Origin of the sequence: Pseudofrankia sp. EUN1h, from assembly GCF_001854645.1 — a bacterium.
GTDB classification, from domain to species: Bacteria; Actinomycetota; Actinomycetes; order Frankiales; family Frankiaceae; genus Pseudofrankia; species Pseudofrankia saprophytica.
Genome location: NZ_MBLN01000100.1, coordinates 17,266 through 36,767, shown reverse-complemented (window position 1 = coordinate 36,767; position 19,502 = coordinate 17,266). Strand labels below are relative to the sequence as shown.

At 74.0% G+C, this 19,502-nt stretch carries 17 protein-coding genes; 15 read left to right on the top strand and 2 right to left on the bottom strand.

The window, feature by feature from the left end:
- Window positions 1–93: 93 nt before the first annotated feature.
- From BCD49_RS37240 to BCD49_RS44505, 4 genes are all read left to right on the top strand, one after another.
- A complete protein-coding gene (locus tag BCD49_RS37240; protein WP_007514867.1) occupies window positions 94–1,224 on the top strand; it encodes a ComEA family DNA-binding protein in 1,131 nt (376 codons plus the stop codon).
- A complete protein-coding gene (locus BCD49_RS37235) occupies window positions 1,221–3,812 on the top strand; it encodes a ComEC/Rec2 family competence protein (RefSeq protein WP_083401931.1) in 2,592 nt (863 codons plus the stop codon). Before BCD49_RS37240 ends, BCD49_RS37235 begins: the two co-directional genes overlap by 4 nt.
- A gap of 236 nt (window positions 3,813–4,048) precedes the next feature.
- Window positions 4,049–5,050 carry a DNA polymerase III subunit delta gene (gene holA / locus BCD49_RS37230; protein WP_007519773.1) on the top strand — a complete coding sequence of 334 codons (1,002 nt, stop codon included), beginning with the start codon at window positions 4,049–4,051 and terminating at the stop codon, window positions 5,048–5,050.
- 353 nt (window positions 5,051–5,403) lie between these two features.
- Window positions 5,404–5,556, top strand: a complete 153-nt coding sequence (locus tag BCD49_RS44505; protein WP_198536043.1) for a hypothetical protein — start codon at window positions 5,404–5,406, stop codon at window positions 5,554–5,556.
- A gap of 310 nt (window positions 5,557–5,866) precedes the next feature.
- On the opposite strand, the gene lepA is transcribed toward BCD49_RS44505, so the two are convergent.
- On the bottom strand, window positions 5,867–7,711 hold the full coding sequence (gene lepA, locus BCD49_RS37220) for a translation elongation factor 4 (protein WP_071042453.1): 1,845 nt from the start codon (window positions 7,709–7,711) through the stop codon (window positions 5,867–5,869).
- Window positions 7,712–8,100: 389 nt separating this feature from the next.
- On the opposite strand from lepA, the gene rpsT reads away from it, so the two are divergent.
- Window positions 8,101–8,370, top strand: a complete 270-nt coding sequence (gene rpsT, locus BCD49_RS37215) for a 30S ribosomal protein S20 (protein WP_007519777.1) — start codon at window positions 8,101–8,103, stop codon at window positions 8,368–8,370.
- Between the two features lie 176 nt (window positions 8,371–8,546).
- On the opposite strand, the gene BCD49_RS37210 is transcribed toward rpsT, so the two are convergent.
- Window positions 8,547–8,741: a hypothetical protein gene (locus tag BCD49_RS37210; protein WP_071042452.1), complete on the bottom strand. Its 195-nt coding sequence runs from the start codon at window positions 8,739–8,741 to the stop codon at window positions 8,547–8,549.
- A gap of 215 nt (window positions 8,742–8,956) precedes the next feature.
- Between BCD49_RS37210 and hemW the strand changes: the two genes are divergently transcribed.
- The 10 genes from hemW to recO all read left to right on the top strand — a co-directional run bounded on the left by hemW (window position 8,957) and on the right by recO (window position 19,315).
- Entirely contained in the window at window positions 8,957–10,177 is a 1,221-nt protein-coding gene (gene hemW, locus BCD49_RS37205) for a radical SAM family heme chaperone HemW (RefSeq protein WP_007519781.1), read from the top strand.
- A 339-nt stretch (window positions 10,178–10,516) separates the two neighbouring features.
- Entirely contained in the window at window positions 10,517–11,536 is a 1,020-nt protein-coding gene (gene hrcA / locus BCD49_RS37200) for a heat-inducible transcriptional repressor HrcA (protein WP_027141005.1), read from the top strand.
- Window positions 11,537–11,695: 159 nt separating this feature from the next.
- The gene (gene dnaJ / locus BCD49_RS37195; RefSeq protein ID WP_071042451.1) at window positions 11,696–12,835 is read left to right on the top strand and encodes a molecular chaperone DnaJ; all 1,140 of its coding nucleotides are present in this window, start codon (window positions 11,696–11,698) and stop codon (window positions 12,833–12,835) included.
- Window positions 12,832–13,584 carry a 16S rRNA (uracil(1498)-N(3))-methyltransferase gene (locus BCD49_RS37190; RefSeq protein ID WP_007519787.1) on the top strand — a complete coding sequence of 251 codons (753 nt, stop codon included), beginning with the start codon at window positions 12,832–12,834 and terminating at the stop codon, window positions 13,582–13,584. Before dnaJ ends, BCD49_RS37190 begins: the two co-directional genes overlap by 4 nt.
- Window positions 13,585–13,750: 166 nt before the next feature.
- Complete coding sequence (locus BCD49_RS37185) at window positions 13,751–14,827, top strand: PhoH family protein (protein WP_071042457.1); 1,077 nt, start codon at window positions 13,751–13,753, stop codon at window positions 14,825–14,827.
- A gap of 63 nt (window positions 14,828–14,890) precedes the next feature.
- On the top strand, window positions 14,891–15,385 hold the full coding sequence (ybeY, locus tag BCD49_RS37180) for an rRNA maturation RNase YbeY (protein ID WP_007519793.1): 495 nt from the start codon (window positions 14,891–14,893) through the stop codon (window positions 15,383–15,385).
- 193 nt (window positions 15,386–15,578) lie between these two features.
- Window positions 15,579–17,024: a hemolysin family protein gene (locus tag BCD49_RS37175; protein WP_007519795.1), complete on the top strand. Its 1,446-nt coding sequence runs from the start codon at window positions 15,579–15,581 to the stop codon at window positions 17,022–17,024.
- Window positions 17,011–17,406, top strand: coding sequence for a cytidine deaminase (locus BCD49_RS37170; protein WP_051467226.1), 396 nt, complete (start codon window positions 17,011–17,013; stop codon window positions 17,404–17,406). Before BCD49_RS37175 ends, BCD49_RS37170 begins: the two co-directional genes overlap by 14 nt.
- A 100-nt stretch (window positions 17,407–17,506) precedes the next feature.
- Window positions 17,507–18,451: a GTPase Era gene (gene era, locus BCD49_RS37165; protein ID WP_442960541.1), complete on the top strand. Its 945-nt coding sequence runs from the start codon at window positions 17,507–17,509 to the stop codon at window positions 18,449–18,451.
- Between the two features lie 129 nt (window positions 18,452–18,580).
- A complete protein-coding gene (gene recO, locus BCD49_RS37160) occupies window positions 18,581–19,315 on the top strand; it encodes a DNA repair protein RecO (RefSeq protein ID WP_027141002.1) in 735 nt (244 codons plus the stop codon).
- Window positions 19,316–19,502 lie beyond the last annotated feature (187 nt).

The following is a 19,502-nucleotide window of genomic DNA, read 5'->3' as shown; positions in this document are numbered from 1 at the left end:
TGGAACGACGGACCTGTGGACGGGGGCGTCACTGTCCACAGCCGCTCGCCGCCCGGCCCACGGTGGCGCCGCGCCGGCCTACGGTCCGGGCCCATGACCGATCAGCATCTCGACCGCCCTGACCTTGCCGGTCGCGCCGCGGCGATTGACCGCGCGCGTGGCCTGATCGACAACCCGATCGACAACCCGGCGGACCGGACGCTGCCCGGCCGATCCGTCCCTGGGCGGGTGGTTCCGCCTGACATCGACGCCCTGCTCGGCCGGCGCCCGACGGCCTGGGGGACGGGCGCGGGACCTGGGTTCGGCCCGGAGGATGATCATGACTGGACGGGCGGCGGCCAGGCGGGCTGGGAGTCGGCGGAGGCGGACGGGGACCTGACCGGCGGGCTCGGCGGCGCCGGCCTGAACGCGCTGGACGGCGGCATCCCGTTCGAGCCGGACTCGGAGCTGGAGCCGCAGCCGCCGCGGCGCCGGCGGGGGGCCGAGCTGGGCGCTCGGCTGCCAGCGGTGCTGCGGGGCGCCGTGTGGGACCCGGCGGCGCGCGGCGCGCTGGTGCTCGCGCTCGTCGCCCTCGCGGCGGCGGCAGTCGCCGCCTTCTTCGCCTGGCATGGACGGCCGGTCCGGATCGACACGGCGGCTAGCGGCGCGACGGCGCGCGTGACGGCGGGGACCGGCGCGTCCACGGGCGGCACCACGCGGGCCGACCCGCCGTCCACCGAGGCGAGCGTGCCCGGCGGCATGAGCCAAAGCCCCAGCCCGGCCGCCGAGGTGGTCGTCGACGTCGCCGGGCTGGTCCGCGAGCCCGGGGTGGTACGCCTGCCGGCCGGAGCACGGGTCGTCGACGCGATCGAACGCGCCGGGGGAGTGCTGCCGGGCACCGACACCACCGGCCTCGCGCTCGCCCGCCAGCTCGTCGACGGCGAGCAGATCCTCGTCGACGGCAAGCCGGGTCCCGCGCCCGCCGGGCCGGCGGCAGAGGCGGGGACCGGCGACGCCGGCGGCGGGTCCGGCGGGGGAGCGGGGACGGCGGCGGGGCCGGTCCACCTGAACACGGCGACGGCCGAGCAGCTCGACACGTTGCCCGGCATCGGCCCGGTGCTCGCCGAGCGGATCGTGCGGTATCGGGACGAGAACGGTCCCTTCGCCTCCCCGGAACAGCTCGCCGAGGTCCCCGGCGTCGGGGACCGGCGGCTGGCCGAGCTGCTCCCGTTGATCGCGCTGTGAGCCGGCGGCCCAACCGGGACCCGGCGGCCCAGGCGCCGCCCGGTCAGGGAGCACCCGATCGAGAGCCCGCGGCGGGAGGCGGCAGTCGGGACGACGCGGCGCGGCCGCCGCTCGACCTGCGGCTCGCGGTGCCGGCCGTGGCGGTGTGGGGCGGCGCGGCGCTCGCGAGCCGGTGGGCTCCGCCAGCCGCGGCGCTGGTGGCGGCGGCGGTGGTCGGCGGGATCGCGCCACTGGTCGGAGGGGTGCTGCTGCTCGTGGAGCGGGGCCGGCCCGGGTCGGCTCACCGGGGATGGCGGGCCGTGGCCGTGGCCGTGGTGGCGGGGCTTGCCGTGGGGATCTTCGTGGCCGGGGTAGGCGGCCAGGACAGCCGGTCCGGGGTGCTCGCCCAGCTCGCCGCCGCGCGGGCGACAGTCGGTGTCGAGCTCGTCGTCTCCGATGACCCGCACCCCATCGGAGGCGGTCCCGCGGGCGTGGCCGGCGAGCGCGGCAACGTCGCCGTCCCCGCGCGGCTCGTCCTGCTGGCCACCAGCCAGCGCGCCGCCGGACCGGGCGCGACGGCGGCCAGCGCCGGTGCGGGCGTCCGGGCCGGCACGGCCTCCAGCGCCCCCGCCGTCGGCGCCCGCGCGGCGCCAGGTGGCCTGGTCGCACGGCTGGACGTGCCGGTCCTGGTCCTGGCGCCGGGGGACGGCTGGCGGGGACTGCTGCCGAGCACCAGGGTGGCCGTGGACGCTCGGCTCGAGCCGCCAGAGCCAGGCGGCGAGATCGGCGCCGTGCTGTTCGTCCACGGGCCGTCGAGGCTCGTGGCGGGGCCGGTCTGGTACCAACGGGTCGCCGGCCGACTGCGCGCCGACCTGCGCGCCGCCGCCACCGTCCTGCCACAGCCGGTCCGTGGCCTGTTCCCAGGGCTGGTAGACGGCGACGTCAGCGAGCTGGACCCGGGCCTGCGCGCCGACTTCCGCGCCGCCGGGCTCACGCATCTCACCGCGGTCAGCGGCGGAAACGTTGTGATCATCACCGGCGCGGTGCTGGCGGCGCTGCGGCGTACCCGCGTCGGCGTGCGGTCCAGGGCGCTGTGGGCCGCCGCGACGATCGTCGGGTTCGTCGTCGTCGCCAGGCCGTCCGCGAGCGTGCTGCGGGCCGGCGCGATGGGCCTGCTCGGAGCGGTCGCGACCGGCACCGGGCGGCGCGCCGCGGTACTGCCCGCGCTGGCGGCCACGGTCGCCGTCCTGGTGCTGGCCTACCCGAGCCTGTCGCTCTCGGCCGGCTTCGCGCTGTCGGTACTGGCCACCGCCGGCATCGTCATCGTCGCGCCCGGCTGGCGTGACCGGCTCGCCCGGCGGCTGCCGGCCCGGCTGCGCTGGCTCGCGGACGGCGCGGCCGTGGCGGCGGCCGCGCAGCTGGCCTGCACGCCAGTGATCGCCTGGATCAGTGGCGGGGTCAGCCTGGTGGCGATCCCGGCGAACGTCGCGGCGGCGGTCGCGGTCGCGCCGGTGACGGTGCTCGGCGTCGTCGCGCTGGCCGTGGGGCCCGTCAGCGGCGAGCTGGCCCGGCTGGCAGCCTGGCTCGCCGGTTGGCCGTGCCGGTGGCTCGTCCTGGTCGCGCGGGCGGCGGCGGATGTGCCCGCCGCGACCCTGAGCTGGCCGGGTGGCCCGCTCGGAGCCCTCGCGGCGCTGGCGGCGCTGCCCGCGGCGCTCGGGGCCCTGCGTCGGCCGCGAGCGCGCCAGGCGTGCGCCGCCGCGGCGGCCGGGTTGCTGCTCGCCCGGTGCGTCCTCGTCGGCCGGCTCGCCGGCTGGCCGCCACCCGGCTGGCTGCTCGTCGCCTGTGACGTCGGTCAGGGAGACGCCCTCGTGCTCGCCGCCGGGCCGGGCGCCGGAGTGCTGGTCGACGCCGGGCCGGATCCCGCCGCGCTCGCCGCCTGCCTCGACGACCTGGGGATCCGCCGGCTGCCCGTCGTGCTACTCAGCCACCTGCACGCCGACCACGTCGACGGGCTCTCGGCCGTGCTCGGACACCTACCGGTCGGCGAGGTCCTCACCGGGCCGTTGCACGAACCGACCGACCGGTGGGCGGCGCTGCGGGCCGAGACGGACGCGGCGGGCGTGCCGATCGTCCAGGCCGGCGCCGGCGACAGCCGTGAGGTCGGGCCGGTGACCATCCAGGTGATCGGGCCGGTACGCCCCCTGCGCGGCACCGACAGCGACCCGAACAACAACAGCCTGGTAAGCGTCGCCCATACCGGCGGCCTGACGATCCTGCTCGCCGGCGACGCGGAGCACGCCGAGCAGCGCCAGCTGCTGAGCGCCGGGGCGGTCGCCGCCGCCRCGCCCCACCTTGACGTCCTCAAGGTCGCCCACCACGGCTCCGCGAGCCAGGAAGCGGGCCTGCTCGGCGCCTCCGGCGCCCAGGTAGCGCTGATCAGCGTCGGCGCCGACAACCAGTACGGCCACCCGGCGCCGGCCACGCTCGCCGCGCTCACAGCCGCTGGGATCCCCTACGCCCGCACCGACACCGACGGCCCCGCCGCCGTCGTCGCGGCCTCCGCCGGCACCCCCGCGCTGGTCGTGCGCCGTCACCGCCGTGCCGGCTGAGCGCGCCCGGGCGCACCTGTTGCCTCTTGTTACCTCTTGCCTCGGTGCGCGGGCCGGCTTGGGGGACCGGGTTGCCTTGGGCGAGCGGGCCGCCTTGGGGTGCGGGCCGCCCTGGGCGTGTGGGTTACATCGCCGTCGCATGCCCGCTCGCCGCACCGGCCGGGGTGCCGTCGGCGCCGTGGACCGAAAGGCCGGCGCGCGGTGGGCGTGATCGGCCGGACGGGCGAGGCTGTGCCATGCTCGGTGCCGTGCCGCCTTCGCCGGTCCCACCGCTCGTCCTCGTTCAGGGAGACGAGGAACTGCTGGTCGCCAGGGCCGTGCGCGAGACGCTCGCCGCGGCCCGCGCCACCGACCCGGAGCTGGAGGTGGTCGACCGGGCGGCGGGCGAGTTCACCGAGTCCGACGTCGTAGACCTCGGTGCGTCGTCGCTGTTCGGCGGCCTGCGTGCCGTCGTCGTCCGCGCCGCCCAGGAGCTCACCGACGAACTGCGCGACGCGCTGATCACCTACATCGCGCATCCGATGGACGACGTCGTGCTCGTCGTCGTCCACAACGGCGCGGTCCGCAACCGCAAGATCGTCGACGCGATGAAGGCCGCCGGCGCCCGGATGATCGCGATCTCGAAGATCACTCGGCCCCGGGAGCGACACGACTTCGTCGTCGCGGAGGTGCGCCGGGCCGGCGGGAAGATCGCCGATGCCGCGGCCACCACCCTGCTCGACGCGGTCGGCAGCGACCTGCGCGAGATCGCGGCGGTCTGCGAGCAACTGGTCGCCGACACCGACGGCCCGATCGACGAGGCCGCCGTCCACCGCTTCCACCGCGGCCGCGCCGAGGCCAGCGGCTTCGCCGTCGCCGACGCGGCCATCGCCGGCGACCTGGCCGGCGCGCTCACCCTACTGCGCCAGGCACTCGAGACAGGGACGGCGACGGTGCTCATCAGCAGCGCGGTCACCGGCGGGCTGCGTGACCTCGCCAGGGTCGCCGGCGCCGGCGGCGGCTCCAAGTTCGACCTCGCCCGTGCGCTCGGCATGCCGGACTGGAAGGTCGAGCGTGCCCAGCGTTCGGCCCGTTCCTGGTCGGACGAGGGACTCGCTCGTGCCCTGCGCGCCGCCGCCGCGGCCGACGCCGGCGTCAAGGGCGGCGCCGCCGACTCCGCCTACGCGCTGGAGACCCTCGTTCGCACGGTCGTCGACGCGCGCGGACGCAACGCCCGTGCGGGCGCGGGCGCCCGATGACCGGCCGCCACGAGGCCGGCCGCCCCGGGCCAGGCCAGGAGGCCGGTCACCAGGCCCCTGTCGCCGGTCGCCCGGCCGCCGCCGGTCGGCCGGGCGGCGCGGGCGCGAGCGGTGCCGGTCCGAGCGGTGCCGGTCCGAGCGGTGCCGGTCCGAGCGGTGCCGGTCCGAGCGGTGCCGGTCCGAGCGGTGCCGGTCCGAGCGGTCCCGGTCCAAGCGGTCCCGGTCCAAGCGGTCCCGGTCCAAGCGGTGCCGGTCCGAACGGTCCCGGTCCGAGCGACATCCCCCTGGCTGGGGACGGCGAGGCGGGGCGGGAGCAGACCGGGTTCGGCTTCCGGATCCTGCCCGCCGGCTGGATGCGCGGCCTGCTGTTCACGGTGACGGCGGTCCTGACCGTCGTGATCGCGCTCTCCGACCTGACCAGCGCCTGGGTCCTGCTCGCCCTGCCACTCGCCGTCGTGATCGCCGTCGCCTACCTCGAGACCCTCGACCGGATCACTCGCCCCTGACCTCCGCGCGCCCTTTCCTCACCGGCCGAGGACCGCCTCGTCGAGGCAGGTCACATTGGGATCGGGACGACGGTCCTGACCCCAATGTCGACTGCCTCGACACCGGTGTCGGTCAAGACTCGGGCATCGCTCCAGCCGGAGCCGATGATCGTTGGTCTGGCCGCCGCTCAGCTCCAACGCCACGCCAAGCCCTGAGGCTGGGGGCGGCCACCACCACCCGCCACACTCAGCCGAACGTTGCGCACCGCCTTCGAGGAACGCCGCACCTGCCAATCGGTGGGAGAGGCGCAAGCGGTGGGGGAGGTGGGGGTCAGCCGGAGCGKTTGCTCTTGGAGGCGTCGTTCGAGAGAGCGGCGATGAAAGCCTCCTGCGGGACCTCGACCCGGCCGATGGTCTTCATCCGCTTCTTGCCCTCCTTCTGCTTCTCCAGCAGCTTGCGCTTACGGGTGATGTCACCGCCGTAGCACTTGGCGAGCACGTCCTTGCGAATCGCGCGGATGTTCTCCCTGGCGATGATCCGGCTGCCGATGGCGGCCTGGATCGGCACCTCGAACTGCTGACGCGGGATCAGCTCGCGCAGCTTGCCGGTCATCGAGACGCCATAGGCATAGGCCTTGTCCTTGTGCACGATCGCAGAGAAGGCGTCGACGGTCTCGCCCTGCAGCAGGATATCGACCTTCACCAGGTCGGACATCGACTCGCCGGCGGGGTCGTAGTCCAAGCTCGCGTAACCGCGGGTCCGCGACTTCAGCGCGTCGAAGAAGTCGAAGATGATCTCGCCGAGCGGCATCGTGTACTTCAGCTCGACCCGGTCGGCCGCCAGGTAGTCCATACCCTTGAGCACCCCGCGCCGCGACTGGCACAGTTCCATCACCGCACCGACGAAGTCCGTCGGCAGCAGCACCATCGCGTCCACCACCGGCTCGTGCACCTCAGCGATCTTGCCGGTCGGCCAGTCGCTCGGGTTGGTCACGGTGTGYTCGGTGCCGTCCTCCATCACCACCCGGTAGACGACGTTCGGCGCGGTGGAGATGAGCGTCAGGCCGAACTCGCGCTCCAGCCGCTCTCGGACGATCTCCAGGTGCAGCAGGCCGAGGAAGCCGCAGCGGAAGCCGAAACCGAGCGCCGCCGACGTCTCCGGCTCATAGGTGAGGGCCGCGTCGTTGAGCTGCAGCTTGTCCAGCGCCTCGCGCAGCGCTGGGTACTCGCTGCCGTCGATCGGGTAGAGGCCCGAGTAGACCATGGGCAGCGGGTCGCGGTAGCCGCCGAGCATCTCGGTCGCGGGGCGGCGGGCCGAGGTGATCGTGTCGCCGACCCTGGCCTGCCGGACGTCCTTGACGCCGGGGATGACGTAGCCGACCTCGCCGGCCGACAGCGACCCGGTGACCACCGGCTCCGGCGAGATGACGCCGACCTCGAGGGTCTCGTGGGCCGTGCCGGTGGACATCATCAGGCAGCGGTCGCGGGTGGTGATCGAGCCGTCGACCACCCGGACGTAGGTGATGACGCCGCGGTAGATGTCGTAGACGCTGTCGAAGATCATCGCGCGGGCCGGGGCGTTCGGGTCGCCCGACGGCGGGGGGACTCGCCGTACGACCTCGTTGAGCAACTCGGGGACGCCCACGCCCGTCTTGCCGGAGACCCGCAGCACGTCGCTCGGCTCGCAGCCGATGATGTTCGCGATCTCCTCGGCGTACTTCTCCGGCTGCGCCGCCGGCAGGTCGATCTTGTTGAGGACGGGGATGATCGTCAGGTCGTTCTCGATCGCCAGGTACAGGTTCGCCAGCGTCTGCGCCTCGATGCCCTGGGCCGCGTCGACCAGCAGGACGGCGCCCTCGCAGGCGGCGAGCGACCGGCTGACCTCGTAGGTGAAGTCGACGTGCCCGGGGGTGTCGATCAGATGCAGGATGTAGTCCCTGCCGTCGTCGGCCTTCCAGGGGAGGCGGACGTTCTGGGCCTTGATCGTGATTCCGCGCTCGCGCTCGATGTCCATCCGGTCGAGGTACTGGGCGCGCATGTTGCGCGCCTCGACCACGCCGGTCACGCCGAGCATGCGGTCGGCGAGGGTCGACTTGCCGTGGTCGATGTGCGCGATGATGCAGAAGTTGCGGATCAACGCCTGGTCGACACCGGGCGCCTGCGGGGCTGAGGACACGCGGGCAGGTCTCGTTTCTGGATGGGCACGCCGACGGTTCGGGCAGGCGGGTCCGGCCCACGGCCCCGCCCCGCCGGCCGGCGGCGCCGGACGGTGGTCCGCCCGCGCGGACGCGGGCTCCCCTCCATCGTGCCAGGATCCTGGGCGAGGCTGGACCGCGCGGCACCCGTGGCGTGGCCGGCGACACCATGTGGCGGCCGCGCCGCGGCCCGGCGCGGCCCCGGACAGCGGACCGGCGGTCCTGGCGGCGTCGGCCCGGCGTAACCGTAGGTCATGGGTGCTGTAGGGTTGACTGCGCTGCATCGGGTCCTACCGCGCGCCGCGTGAGACCCTGGACGCGGCACCCAGACCGAAGAGCTACTCCCAACTCGACGACGAGGTTTCCCCGCGTGGCCAACATCAAGTCGCAGATCAAGCGTATTCGTACCAACGAGCAGGCCCGGCTGCGCAACAAGGCCGTGAAGTCCGAGCTGAAGACCGTGGTGCGCCGCTTCCGTGAGGCCGCCGACGCCGGTGACGTCGAGACCGCCACCACGTCGCTGCAGATCGCCTCTCGCAAGCTCGACAAGGCCGTCAGCAAGGGCGTCATCCACGCCAACCAGGCCGCCAACCGCAAGTCGGCCATGGCCAAGCAGCACGCCAGCCTCACCAGCTCCTGAACCTCACCAGCTCCTGAACCGGCTTCACTAGCCGGTCCAGACCGGAGGCTGGCGCGAAAAGCCGGGACGCGGCCGCGTCCCGGCTTTTGTCGTGCGGTGGGCGTCGGCCCGCGGGTGCCGCGATCGGCTCACGGGTGCCGCGATCGGGGTCGGGCAGGAGCTAGAACTCCCAGGAGCTAGAACTCCACCGCCGGGGACGCGAACGAGGGGGGCGGTGCCAACGGGAGCGGGATGGGCTGGGTGGCCGGCTCCTCGGCCCGGGGGTACGTGACGGTGCCGGTGCGGTACTCGRTGGTCCGCGGCGGCAGCAGCGCCAGGCCCTGCTCCAGCAGATCTGCCTCAAAGAGGAGATCCATGACGTCTTCGTCCATATGTCCGATCCTTCCGCACGGATCGCGACAAAGCCACGACGACACGCACATCATGGCTGCAACACCCGTCAACCGTTGATAAACATCTGACGGCGGCTGGCGGGCCCCGGGCCCACCTGGCCAGGCGGTAAGACCACGCGGAACCTACAGGAACCGCGCGTATTTGGCGGATAGGTACAGCCGGGGACACCGCGGGTCGGCGCACACTGGAGGACATGTCCGCCAAGCCACCCGAGGGCCAGTCCCCACCGGCCGACGGCACGCTGCCGGCCGCGGCGCTCGCCGAGCTCCCTCGGCACGCGTTCGGGATCTACATCCACGTGCCGTACTGCGCGGCCCGCTGTGGTTACTGCGACTTCAACACCTACACCGCCGCCGAGCTCGGCGGCGGCGCGAGCGCGGCCACCTTCGCCACCACCGCGACCGCCGAGATCCGGCTGGCCGCCGAGGTGCTCGGCGCCGGTGCGCCGGCGGTGGACACGGTGTTCTTCGGCGGCGGGACCCCGACCCTGCTGCCCCCGGCGGACCTCGCGGCCCTGCTCGGCGCCGTCGACGACACGTTCGGCCTGCGGCCCGGCGCCGAGGTCACGACCGAGGCCAACCCGGAGTCGGTCGACGCGGCCGCGCTGGAGCAGCTGCGCGCCGGGGGCTTCACCCGGGTCTCGTTCGGGATGCAGAGCGCCCGGCCGCACGTGCTCGCCACCCTCGACCGCCGGCACACCCCCGGCCGGCTCCCTGACGTCGTCGACTGGGCGCGCAAGGCCGGCTTCGACCAGGTCAGCATCGATCTGATCTACGGCGCCCCGGGGGAGTCCGAGCGGGACTGGGCGGCGAGCCTCGCCGCCGCCGTCGAGCTCGCCCCCGACCACGTCAGCGCCTACGCGCTCACCGTCGAGGAGGGCACGAAGCTCGCCCGCCGCGTCCGCCGGGGCGAGCTGCTCGAGCCCGACGACGACCTGCTCGCCGACCGCTACATCCAGGCGGACGAGATCCTCGGGGCCGCCGGCCTCACCGCCTACGAGGTCAGCAACTGGGCCAGCGGGCCGGACGCCTGGTGCCGGCACAACCTGGGCTACTGGCGCGGCGCGACCTGGTGGGGGATCGGCCCCGGGGCGCACAGCCACGCCGGCGGGGTGCGCTGGTGGAATGTCCGCCACCCGACCGAGTACACCCAGCGCCTGCGCGCGGGCCGCAGCCCCGCCGAGGCCAGGGAGACCGTCTCCTCCGGCGACCGGCGCGTCGAGCGGGTGATGCTCGGGGTGCGCCTCGCCGAGGGCCTGCCGGTCGAGGAGCTCACACCCGGCGGGCTCGCCGCCGTCGACGAGCTGGTCGCCTCCGGCCTGGTCGACCCTGCGGGCCTCGCCGCCGGCCGGATCAGGCTGACCCGGCAGGGCCGGTTGCTGACCGACACGGTCGTCCGCGCCCTCCTGCCCTAGCTCTGACTGGCGCTCCAGCGCCCGAGAGGCCGGTGCGCGTTAGACTTGGCACTCGCGACGACGGAGTGCCAGATGGGATCGATCTGGCAACTCGTCGGGCCCGACATGCGCACCATGGACTATGCGAACAACGACGGCGCGGATGACCAGGGTGCGCGCGGGCGCGGTCACCCGGGGTTCCTGCCGGATCGCCGGCGATGGCTCGACGGCGGAGGAGGCGCGCAGATGATCCCGCGCTCCGGCCGCCACGGCGGCGCGGGAGGCCAGGGCCGTCGTGGCCCGGCGGACCTCCCCGGGTATGTGGTGTCCGGTCCGGTGGTCACCGAGGGGGTGCGCGACGTGCTCGAGGAACGCCGCCTGGAAGTGCTGCGGGCGATTGTCGAGGATTTCGTGCTCAGCAACGAGCCGGTCGGCTCGAAGGCGCTCGCCGAGCGGCACGCGCTCGGGGTCTCGCCGGCCACCGTTCGCAACGACATGGCCGCCCTCGAGGAGGACGGCTACATCACCCAGCCGCACACCAGCGCGGGCCGCATCCCGACGGACAAGGGCTACCGGCTGTTCGTCGACCGGCTCTCCGGCGTCCGGCCGCTGTCACGGGCGGAGCGCCGCGCCATCCAGAACTTCCTCGAGGGCGCTGTCGACCTCGACGACGTGGTGCGCCGCTCGGTCCGGCTGCTCGCCCAGCTGACCCGCCAGGTCGCCGTCGTGCAGTACCCGTCGCTGACGACCAGCAGGGTGCGCCACATCGAGGTCGTCCAGATCAGCCCCGGGCGGCTGCTGATCGTCCTGATCACCGACGCGGCCCGGGTGGAGCAGCGGGTCGTCGACGTCGCCGAGCCGCTCGACGAGGACACGGTCGCCGAGCTGCGCAACGTGCTCAACCGCGCGCTCGGCGGGCGGCGGCTCGCCGACGCCGCCGAGGCCGCTGCCGTCCTGCCGGACGAGGCGGGCCCCGGGCTGCGCACCCAGCTCACGGCGCTGGCGACCGTCCTCATCGAGACGCTGGTCGAACGGCACGAGGAGCGGATCGCGCTCGCGGGCACGGCGAACCTGACCCGTTCGGCGCTGGACTTCTCCGACTCGCTGCGGGCGATCCTCGAGGCGCTCGAGGAGCAGGTCGTCCTGCTCAAGCTGATCGGCTGGGCTCGCGAGCCAGGTACCGTTACGGTACGCATCGGCCGCGAAACCGACGTCGACGCGCTGCGATCCACCGCCGTCGTCGCGACCGGCTACGGCCGGGGGGCGGCGGCGCTCGGTGGCATGGGAGTGGTCGGTCCGATGCGGATGGACTACCCGGGAACGATGTCCGCGGTCTGGGCCGTGGCCAACTACGTGGGTGAACTCCTGGGCGCCGACTGAGGCCAAGGGGCGTGCAAAAATGATCGTTGCTTGCGCGCCCGGCGGCAGCGGTGCCGACCGAGAGCCGAAGGGCGCACGAAATGATCTTCGACTGCACGCCCGACGGCCGTTGTCTCCAGGATCAGTAAGGGGTCGTGACTTCTAGCGGTGGGCTTCTAAATGGCAGTGGACTACTACGCGGTTCTGGGTGTCTCCCGTGAGGCGACCGGGGACGAGATCAAGCGGGCGTACCGCAAGCTCGCCCGGGAGCTCCACCCCGACATCAACCCGGACCCGGAGGCGCAGCAGCGGTTCAAGACCGTGACCGCCGCGTACGAGGTGCTCTCCGACCCGGAGAAGCGCCAGATCGTCGACCTCGGCGGCGACCCGCTGGCCCCGGGCGGTGGCGGCGGCGCCGGCTCACCGTTCGGCCCGGGGTTCGGCGGCCTCGGCGACATCATGGACGCCTTCTTCGGCGGCGGCGCCAGCCGCGGGCCGCGCTCCAGGGTCCGCCGCGGCAACGACGCGCTGCTGCGGATCGAGCTCGACCTCGCCGAGACCGCGTTCGGGACCAACCGCGACATCATGGTCGACACCGCGGTCGTCTGCGAGATCTGCACCGGTTCCGGCGCCGCCCCCGGCACCGCGCCGACCACCTGCCAGACCTGTGGCGGTCGAGGTGAGATCCAGCAGGTCACCCGCTCGTTCCTCGGGCAGATGGTCACCTCGCGGCCGTGCACCCGCTGCTCGGGTACGGGCACCGTCATCGAGCACCCCTGCCGCGAGTGCGCCGGCGACGGGCGGGTGCGCAAGCGCCGCACCCTCACCGTCAAGATCCCGGCCGGCATCGGCGACGGCATGYGCATCCGGCTGTCCGGCGAGGGCGAGGTCGGCCCTGGTGGCGGCCCGGCGGGTGACCTCTACGTCGAGGTCTCGGAGCGGGCGCACCCGGTCTTCACCCGGGAGGGCGACGACCTGCACTGCGAGCTGCGGCTGCCGATGACCGCCGCGGCGCTGGGCACGTCGGCGACGATCGAGACGCTCGACGGGGCCGAGACGATCACCTTCAAGCCGGGTACCCAGCCCGGCGAGGCGATCCGGCTGTCCGGGCGGGGCGTGCCGCACCTGCGCGGTGTCGGCCGCGGCCACCTGCACGTCCACGTCCTGGTCGAGACGCCGGTCAAGCTCGACGCGGAGCAGGAGCGGCTGCTGCGAGAGCTGTCCCGGCTGCGCGCCGAGGAGCAGCCGACCGTCGTCAGCACCGCAACGACCCCCACCGGCCTGTTCAACCGCCGCCGCGGCGGCCGCCGCAAGACTTGACGACCACCCCGGTCTTCCACCTGGCGCCGCTGCCCGCCGACGACGCGTTCACGCTTGACGGACCGGAGGGGCGGCACGCGGCGACGGTCCGGCGCCTCAGGGTCGGGGAGCGGCTCGACGTCACCAACGGCGCCGGTTCGCTGCTGCGTTGCGAGGTCGCCGCGGCGCGTCGCGACGAGCTCGACTGCCGGGTGCTCGGCCGGACGGACGTTCCCGAGCCCACGCCCCGGCTCGTCGTGGTCCAGGCCCTGGCCAAGGGGGACCGCGGCGAGCTCGCCGTCGAGATGCTCACCGAGGCGGGCGTGGACGAGATCGTGCCCTGGCCAGCGGCTCGCAGCGTCGTGCGCTGGGAGGGCGAGCGCGGCGCGCGCGCCAGGGCACGCTGGGCGGCCACCGCCGCCGAGGCGGCGAAGCAGTCCCGCCGGGCCCGCTGGCCCGCCGTCGCCGAGCCCGCCCGCACCGCCTCCGTGCGCGACCGGCTCGCCGCCGCCGGCCTCGCGCTGGTGCTGCACGAGGCGGCGGCCGTCTCGCTGGCCGCGCTTCCCGGCCGTCACGAGCCATGGCCGCCAGCTGGCGAGATCGTGCTGGTCGTCGGACCCGAGGGCGGCCTCGCCGACGAGGAGCTCGCCGCCTTCGAGAAGGCCGGCGCGACGGCGGTGCGGCTCGGCCCGACCGTGCTGCGCACGTCGACGGCCGGCGTGGTCGCCGCCGCCGTGCTGCTCGCGGCCACGGGTCGCTGGGACGGCTAAACTCGACCTGGAAGCTCGTATGTGTTGTTCGTGCGGGTCTCGAAACGAGACGCGCCCGGGCGACCCACGCGAAGCGACCCGCACGGAACCACCTAGCCGGACCAGCCCAGCGCCCGACGAGACGCACGACCGACGAGAGGTGTCTCGGCCCATCGTGGCCGTCCTCATGCCCGAATCCGCCACCTCCACCGGCGCCGCGTCCCAGGGCGCCCAGACGGTCACCCGTTTCGTGGTGCCCGGCCCGCACAGCATGGTCAGTCTGCTGGGCCAGCAGGACGAGCTCCTGCGGGTCATCGAGCAGGCCCTGCATTCCGACATCCACGTCCGCGGCAACGAGATCACCATCACCGGCGAGCCGACGGAGAACGACCTGGCCGTCCGGCTGTTCACCGAGCTGTCCGCGCTGCTGGACGCCGGCACGGTGCTCAGCGCCCAGCACATCGACCACTCTCTGGCGATGCTGCGCGGCGGCGACGAGCGCCCCGCCGAGGTGCTCACCCTCAGCATCCTGTCCGGCCGCGGCCGGACGATCCGCCCGAAGACGCTGAACCAGAAGCGCTACGTCGACGCGATCGACACGCACACGATCGTGTTCGGCATCGGCCCGGCGGGCACTGGCAAGACGTACCTGGCGATGGCCAAGGCGGTGCAGTACCTGCAGGCCAAGAAGGTCAACCGGATCATCCTGACCCGGCCGGCCGTCGAGGCGGGAGAGCGGCTCGGCTTCCTGCCGGGCACGCTCTACGAGAAGATCGACCCGTACCTGCGCCCGCTGTACGACGCGCTGCACGACATGGTCGACCCGGACTCGATCCCCCGGCTGATCCAGAGCGGCACGATCGAGGTCGCGCCGCTGGCCTACATGCGCGGCCGGACGCTCAACGACGCGTTCATCATCCTCGACGAGGCGCAGAACACCTCGGCCGAGCAGATGAAGATGTTCCTGACGCGGCTGGGCTTCGGCGCCAAGATCGTCGTCACGGGTGACATCACCCAGGTCGACCTGCCGTCGGGCACCCGCAGCGGGCTGCGGGTGGTCCGGGAGATCCTCGACGGCATCGAGGACGTGCACTTCGCGAACCTGACCAGCACCGACGTGGTCCGCCACCGGCTCGTCAGCGAGATCGTCGACGCGTACTCGCGCTGGGACGCGGCCGGCGGCGGCGAGGCTCCGGTGGCGCCGCCCGGCGCCCCGCGCTCCCGGCCCACGGCCAGGGCGGCCGCTCGCGGGGACCGCCGGTGACGGCCGGCGCCGGTGGCACCGGCGGCGTCGCGGCCGCGAACGCTGGTTAGGAGAGGCACCGACATGTCCGTGTTCATCGCCAACGAGGCGGGCGAGACCGACGTCGACGAGGTGGCGCTCGCCGCGCTCGCCCGGTTCGTGCTGGACGGGATGAAGGTCAACCCGCTGGCCGAGCTGTCCGTCATGCTCGTCGAGACGGCGGCCATGACCGAGCTGCACGTGCGCTACATGGGCGAGGACGGCCCGACGGACGTGCTCGCCTTCCCGCAGGACGAGGCGTTCGAGTCCAGCTACGCCGACTCGGCCGACTCCGACCCGACGACGCTGCTCGGCGACGTCGTGCTCTGCCCCGAGGTGGCCCGGCGCCAGGCCGCGAGCGCCGGCCACTCGACCCAGCGCGAGCTGCACCTGCTGTGCACCCACGGCATCCTGCACCTGCTCGGCTACGACCACGCGGAGCCGGCGGAGGAACGCGAGATGTTCCGCCTGCAGGAGGACCTGCTGGCCCGCTGGGAGACCGCCAACGCCACCGGGCAGGCCGCCGGCTCCACCAGCTGAGCAAGCCGGTCGGGCACGGGGGTCGTCCGGGCACGGGGGGTCCGAGCGCGAAACAACCGTTCCCCGCCGTACCACGCCTCCTGCGCCAGGCCGTTCCTCGCTCTGGGCAAGATCCGGGTCACGGATCCGGTCCAGGGCATTCTGATGAACAGGACGTCCCGAAGAGGGCCGTCTCGATGAGAAGGGCTTCTCGATGAGCTCGGCGGATGTGCCGCTCATCCTGCTGGCGGTCGTCGCAGCGTTGGCCGCGGCCGCCCTGGGGGGTGTCGACGCCGCGCTGACCCGGGTATCGCGGGTCACGGTCGAGGAGTTCGTCCGCCACTCCCGGCCGGGCGCGCGCCGGCTGGCGACGGTCGTCGCGGACCCGGGCCGGTACCTCGCGCTGTTGCTGCTGTTGCGGATCATCGGCGAGATGGTCGCCGCGGCCTGCGTCACGATCGTGGCGGCGCATGCCTACGGCACCGGGTTCGCCGCGGTGTTCCTCGGCGCGGCGATCGCGACGCTGATCTCCTACGTCCTCGTCGGGGTGATGTTCCGCACCCTCGGGCGCCAGCACGCCCCCACGGTCGCGCTCGCCAGCGCCGGGCTCACGGTCAGGCTCGCGTGGATCTTCGGCCCGCTGCCGCGGCTGCTGATCGCGTTCGGCAACGCGGTCACCCCGGGAAAGGGCTACCGCGACGGTCCGTTCGCCTCCGAGGCCGAACTGCGCGACCTCGTCGACCTCGCCGAGGAGAACGAGGTCATCGAGCCGGAGGAGCGCGATATGATCGCCTCCGTCTTCGAACTTGGGGACACGCTCGTGCGTGAGGTCATGGTGCCCCGCCCGGACATGGTCTTCATCGAGTCGACGAAGACCGTCGAACAGACCATCTCGCTGGCGTTGCGCGGCGGCTTCTCCCGCATCCCGGTGATCGGGGAGAGCGTCGACGACGTCGTCGGGATCGCCTTCCTCAAGGACCTTGTCGGCCGCGAGCGCGCGGGCGGCGGCGGCGAGCCCGTCGACTCGGTGATGCGCGCTCCGGCGCTCGTGCCGGAGAGCAAGCCGGCCGACGACCTGCTGCGCGAGATGCAGGCGTCGCGGACCCACATGGCAGTCGTGATCGACGAGTACGGCGGCACCGCGGGCCTGGTCACCATCGAGGACATCCTGGAGGAAATCGTCGGGGAGATCGTCGACGAGTACGACAGCGCGGTCCCGCGGGTGGAGTGGCTCGACGCCGACACCGCCCGGGTGACCGCCCGGCTCGAGGTCGAGGACCTCGCGGAGCTGTTCGGCGTCGCCGAGGACGACCTGCCGGGGTCCGACGACGTGGAGACCGTCGGCGGGCTGCTGGCCAGCGCGCTCGGCCGGGTGCCGATCCCGGGGGCGATGGCCACGGTCGGCGGGCTGTCGCTGGTCGCGGAACGCGCCGCCGGCAGGCGCAACCAGATCGGTACCGTCGTGGTACACCGGGTGGCCGCCGACACCGACGGCCCGGACGACGGCGATGAGGCGGACACCGCCGGTCGCCCCGCGGCAAGGTCAGCCGGCTCGGCCGGCGGCCGGGACGCGGGGACGGCGGGTGGCCGGGAGGCAGGCAGGGAGAAGGGTGACGAGCGCGATGGGCAGCGAGGCCAACCAGATCATGCTGGCCGGTGAGTCGGTGGCCGGTGAACCGGTGACCGGCGAGCTGGCCGCAGAGGACGCCAAGCTGGTGGTGCTCGCGCGGTCCGCCCGGCTGCGGGCCTACACCCCGCGCGGCGAGCGGGCCGAAGGCGCGGCCGTGCGGGATACCGACGGGCGCACGTATGCCGCGGCCACCGTGGGGCATGCCCGCCCGGAGCTCGTGACCGCGGCGCTGCGCGCGGCCGTCGCCGCCGCCGCCGCGAGCGGCGCCCGCCGGTTCGAGGCCGCCGCGGTCGTGTCGGAGGCGGACCAGCTCGCCGCCGACGACCTTGCCGTGCTCGCCGAGTTCGGCGCCGGCGTCCCGGTCCTGCTCGCCGGGCCGGACGGCGTCGCCCGTACCAGGACGACGGTCTGACGTGCCGCGCCCGTTCCCGACCGAGCGACCCCGCCAGGCCACCAGCCACCGGCCCGGCGACTCCCCGGCCATGACCGGCTCGTCCGCCCCCGCCGAGGAGGTGGCGGGCCCGGCGTTCCGCTCCGGCTTCGCGTGCTTCGTCGGCCGGCCGAACGCCGGCAAGTCGACGCTGACCAACGCCMTGGTTGGCACCAAGGTGGCGATCACCAGCGGTCGGCCGCAGACCACCCGGCACGCGATCCGCGGCATCGTGCACCGGCCGGACGCCCAGCTGATACTCGTCGACACCCCCGGCCTGCACCGCCCGCGCACCCTGCTCGGCCAGCGGCTCAACGACGTCGTGCGCGCCACCCTCTCCGAGGTCGACGTGGTCGGCTTCTGCACGCCCGCCGACGAGCCGGTCGGCCGCGGCGACCGGTTCATCGCCGAGGAGCTGTCGCGGCTGCCGAAGCGCACGCCCGTCATCGCCATCCTCACCAAGGCCGACCGGGTCACCGAGCCGGACCGGCTCGGCGCACGGCTGCTCGAGCTCGCCTCCCTCGGCGACTTCGCCGAGATCATCCCGGTGAGCGCCGTCCCGGGACGGCGGTCCGCCGGGGGCGACGAGGCCACCTTCCAGCTCGACGTGCTGGCCGACCTGCTGGTCGCGCGGCTGCCGGAAGGGCCGCCGCTGTACCCGGACGGCGAGCTCACCGACGAGCCGGAGCGGGTGATGGTCGCCGAGCTGGTTCGTGAGGCGGCGCTGGAGGGCGTGCGCGACGAGCTGCCGCACTCGCTCGCCGTCGTCGTCGAGGAGATGCTGCCCCGCCCGGACCGGCCGGCCGACCGGCCGCTGCTCGACGTCCACGTCAACGTCTTCGTCGAGCGGCCCAGCCAGAAGGCGATCGTGATCGGCGCCCGCGGCGCTCGGCTCAAGGATGTCGGCACCAGAGCCCGCGGCCAGATCGAGGCGCTGCTGGGCACCCCGGTCTTCCTGGACCTGCACGTCAAGGTCGCCAAGGACTGGCAGCGCGACCCCAAGYAGCTGCGCCGCCTCGGCTTCTGAGCCCGGGCCGTCGGCCGCCGTCCCAGGGCCGGCCACGGAACGTGGCAGCCCGGACCGCGCGGACCGCGCGGACCGGGCCGGGCTGGGCCGAACCGTGGGCCAACCGGGCGGCTATGCGACCATGGACGTATGCCGGTGTACCGCGACGAGGGTGTTGTGCTACGCACGATGCCCCTCGGCGAGGCAGACCGGATCGTCACCCTGTTCACCCGACGTAACGGCCGGGTACGCGCGGTGGCGAAGGGGGTGCGCCGCACGTCGTCGCGGTTCGGCGCCCGGCTGGAGCCGGCGATGTACGTCGACCTGCAGCTGCACCAGGGGCGCTCATCCCTGGACACCGTCACCCAGGCCGATCTGCTCGGGCCGTACGGCGCCGTCCTCGCGGGCGACTACGGCCGGCACACCGCGGCCGCGGTCATGCTGGAGACGTCCGAGCGGCTGACCAGCGAGGAGCGCGAGCCGGCGCTGCGGCTGTTCCTGCTGCTCGTCGGCGGCCTGCGCACGCTGGCGTCCGACGTGCACCCGTCCGGTCTGGTGCTGGACGCGTTCCTGCTGCGGGCGCTCGCGGTCAGCGGGTACGCGATGGCGCTGGACGACTGCGTCCACTGCGGGGAGCCCGGCCCGCACCCGTCGGTGTCGGTCGCCGGCGGCGGCATAGTCTGCCCGCGGTGCCGGCCGCACGGGGCCGCGTCGGTGTCGCTCGCCGCGGTCGGGCTGCTCGCGGACCTGCTGCACGGTGACTGGGCTGGCGCCGAGGTCACCGACAGCAGGACGAGACGGGAGGCGGCCGGGCTCGTCGCCGCCTACCTGCAGTGGCATCTTGAACGGGGACTGCGCGCCCTGCCGCACCTCGAACGAGCGTGACGGCGGTATCGGACCGCTGGCCGGCGCCGTCGACCGCATCGGCCGACACTGAATGGTGGGGACTGGTGGGCAGGCGAGGCCGAGGCCGAGGTCGAGGTCGGGAGTCTGCCGAGGTCGGGAGTCTGCCGAGGTCGGGAGTCTGCCGAGGCCGAGAGCCGGCCGAGGTCGGGCGGTGGTCGGCGGCGCG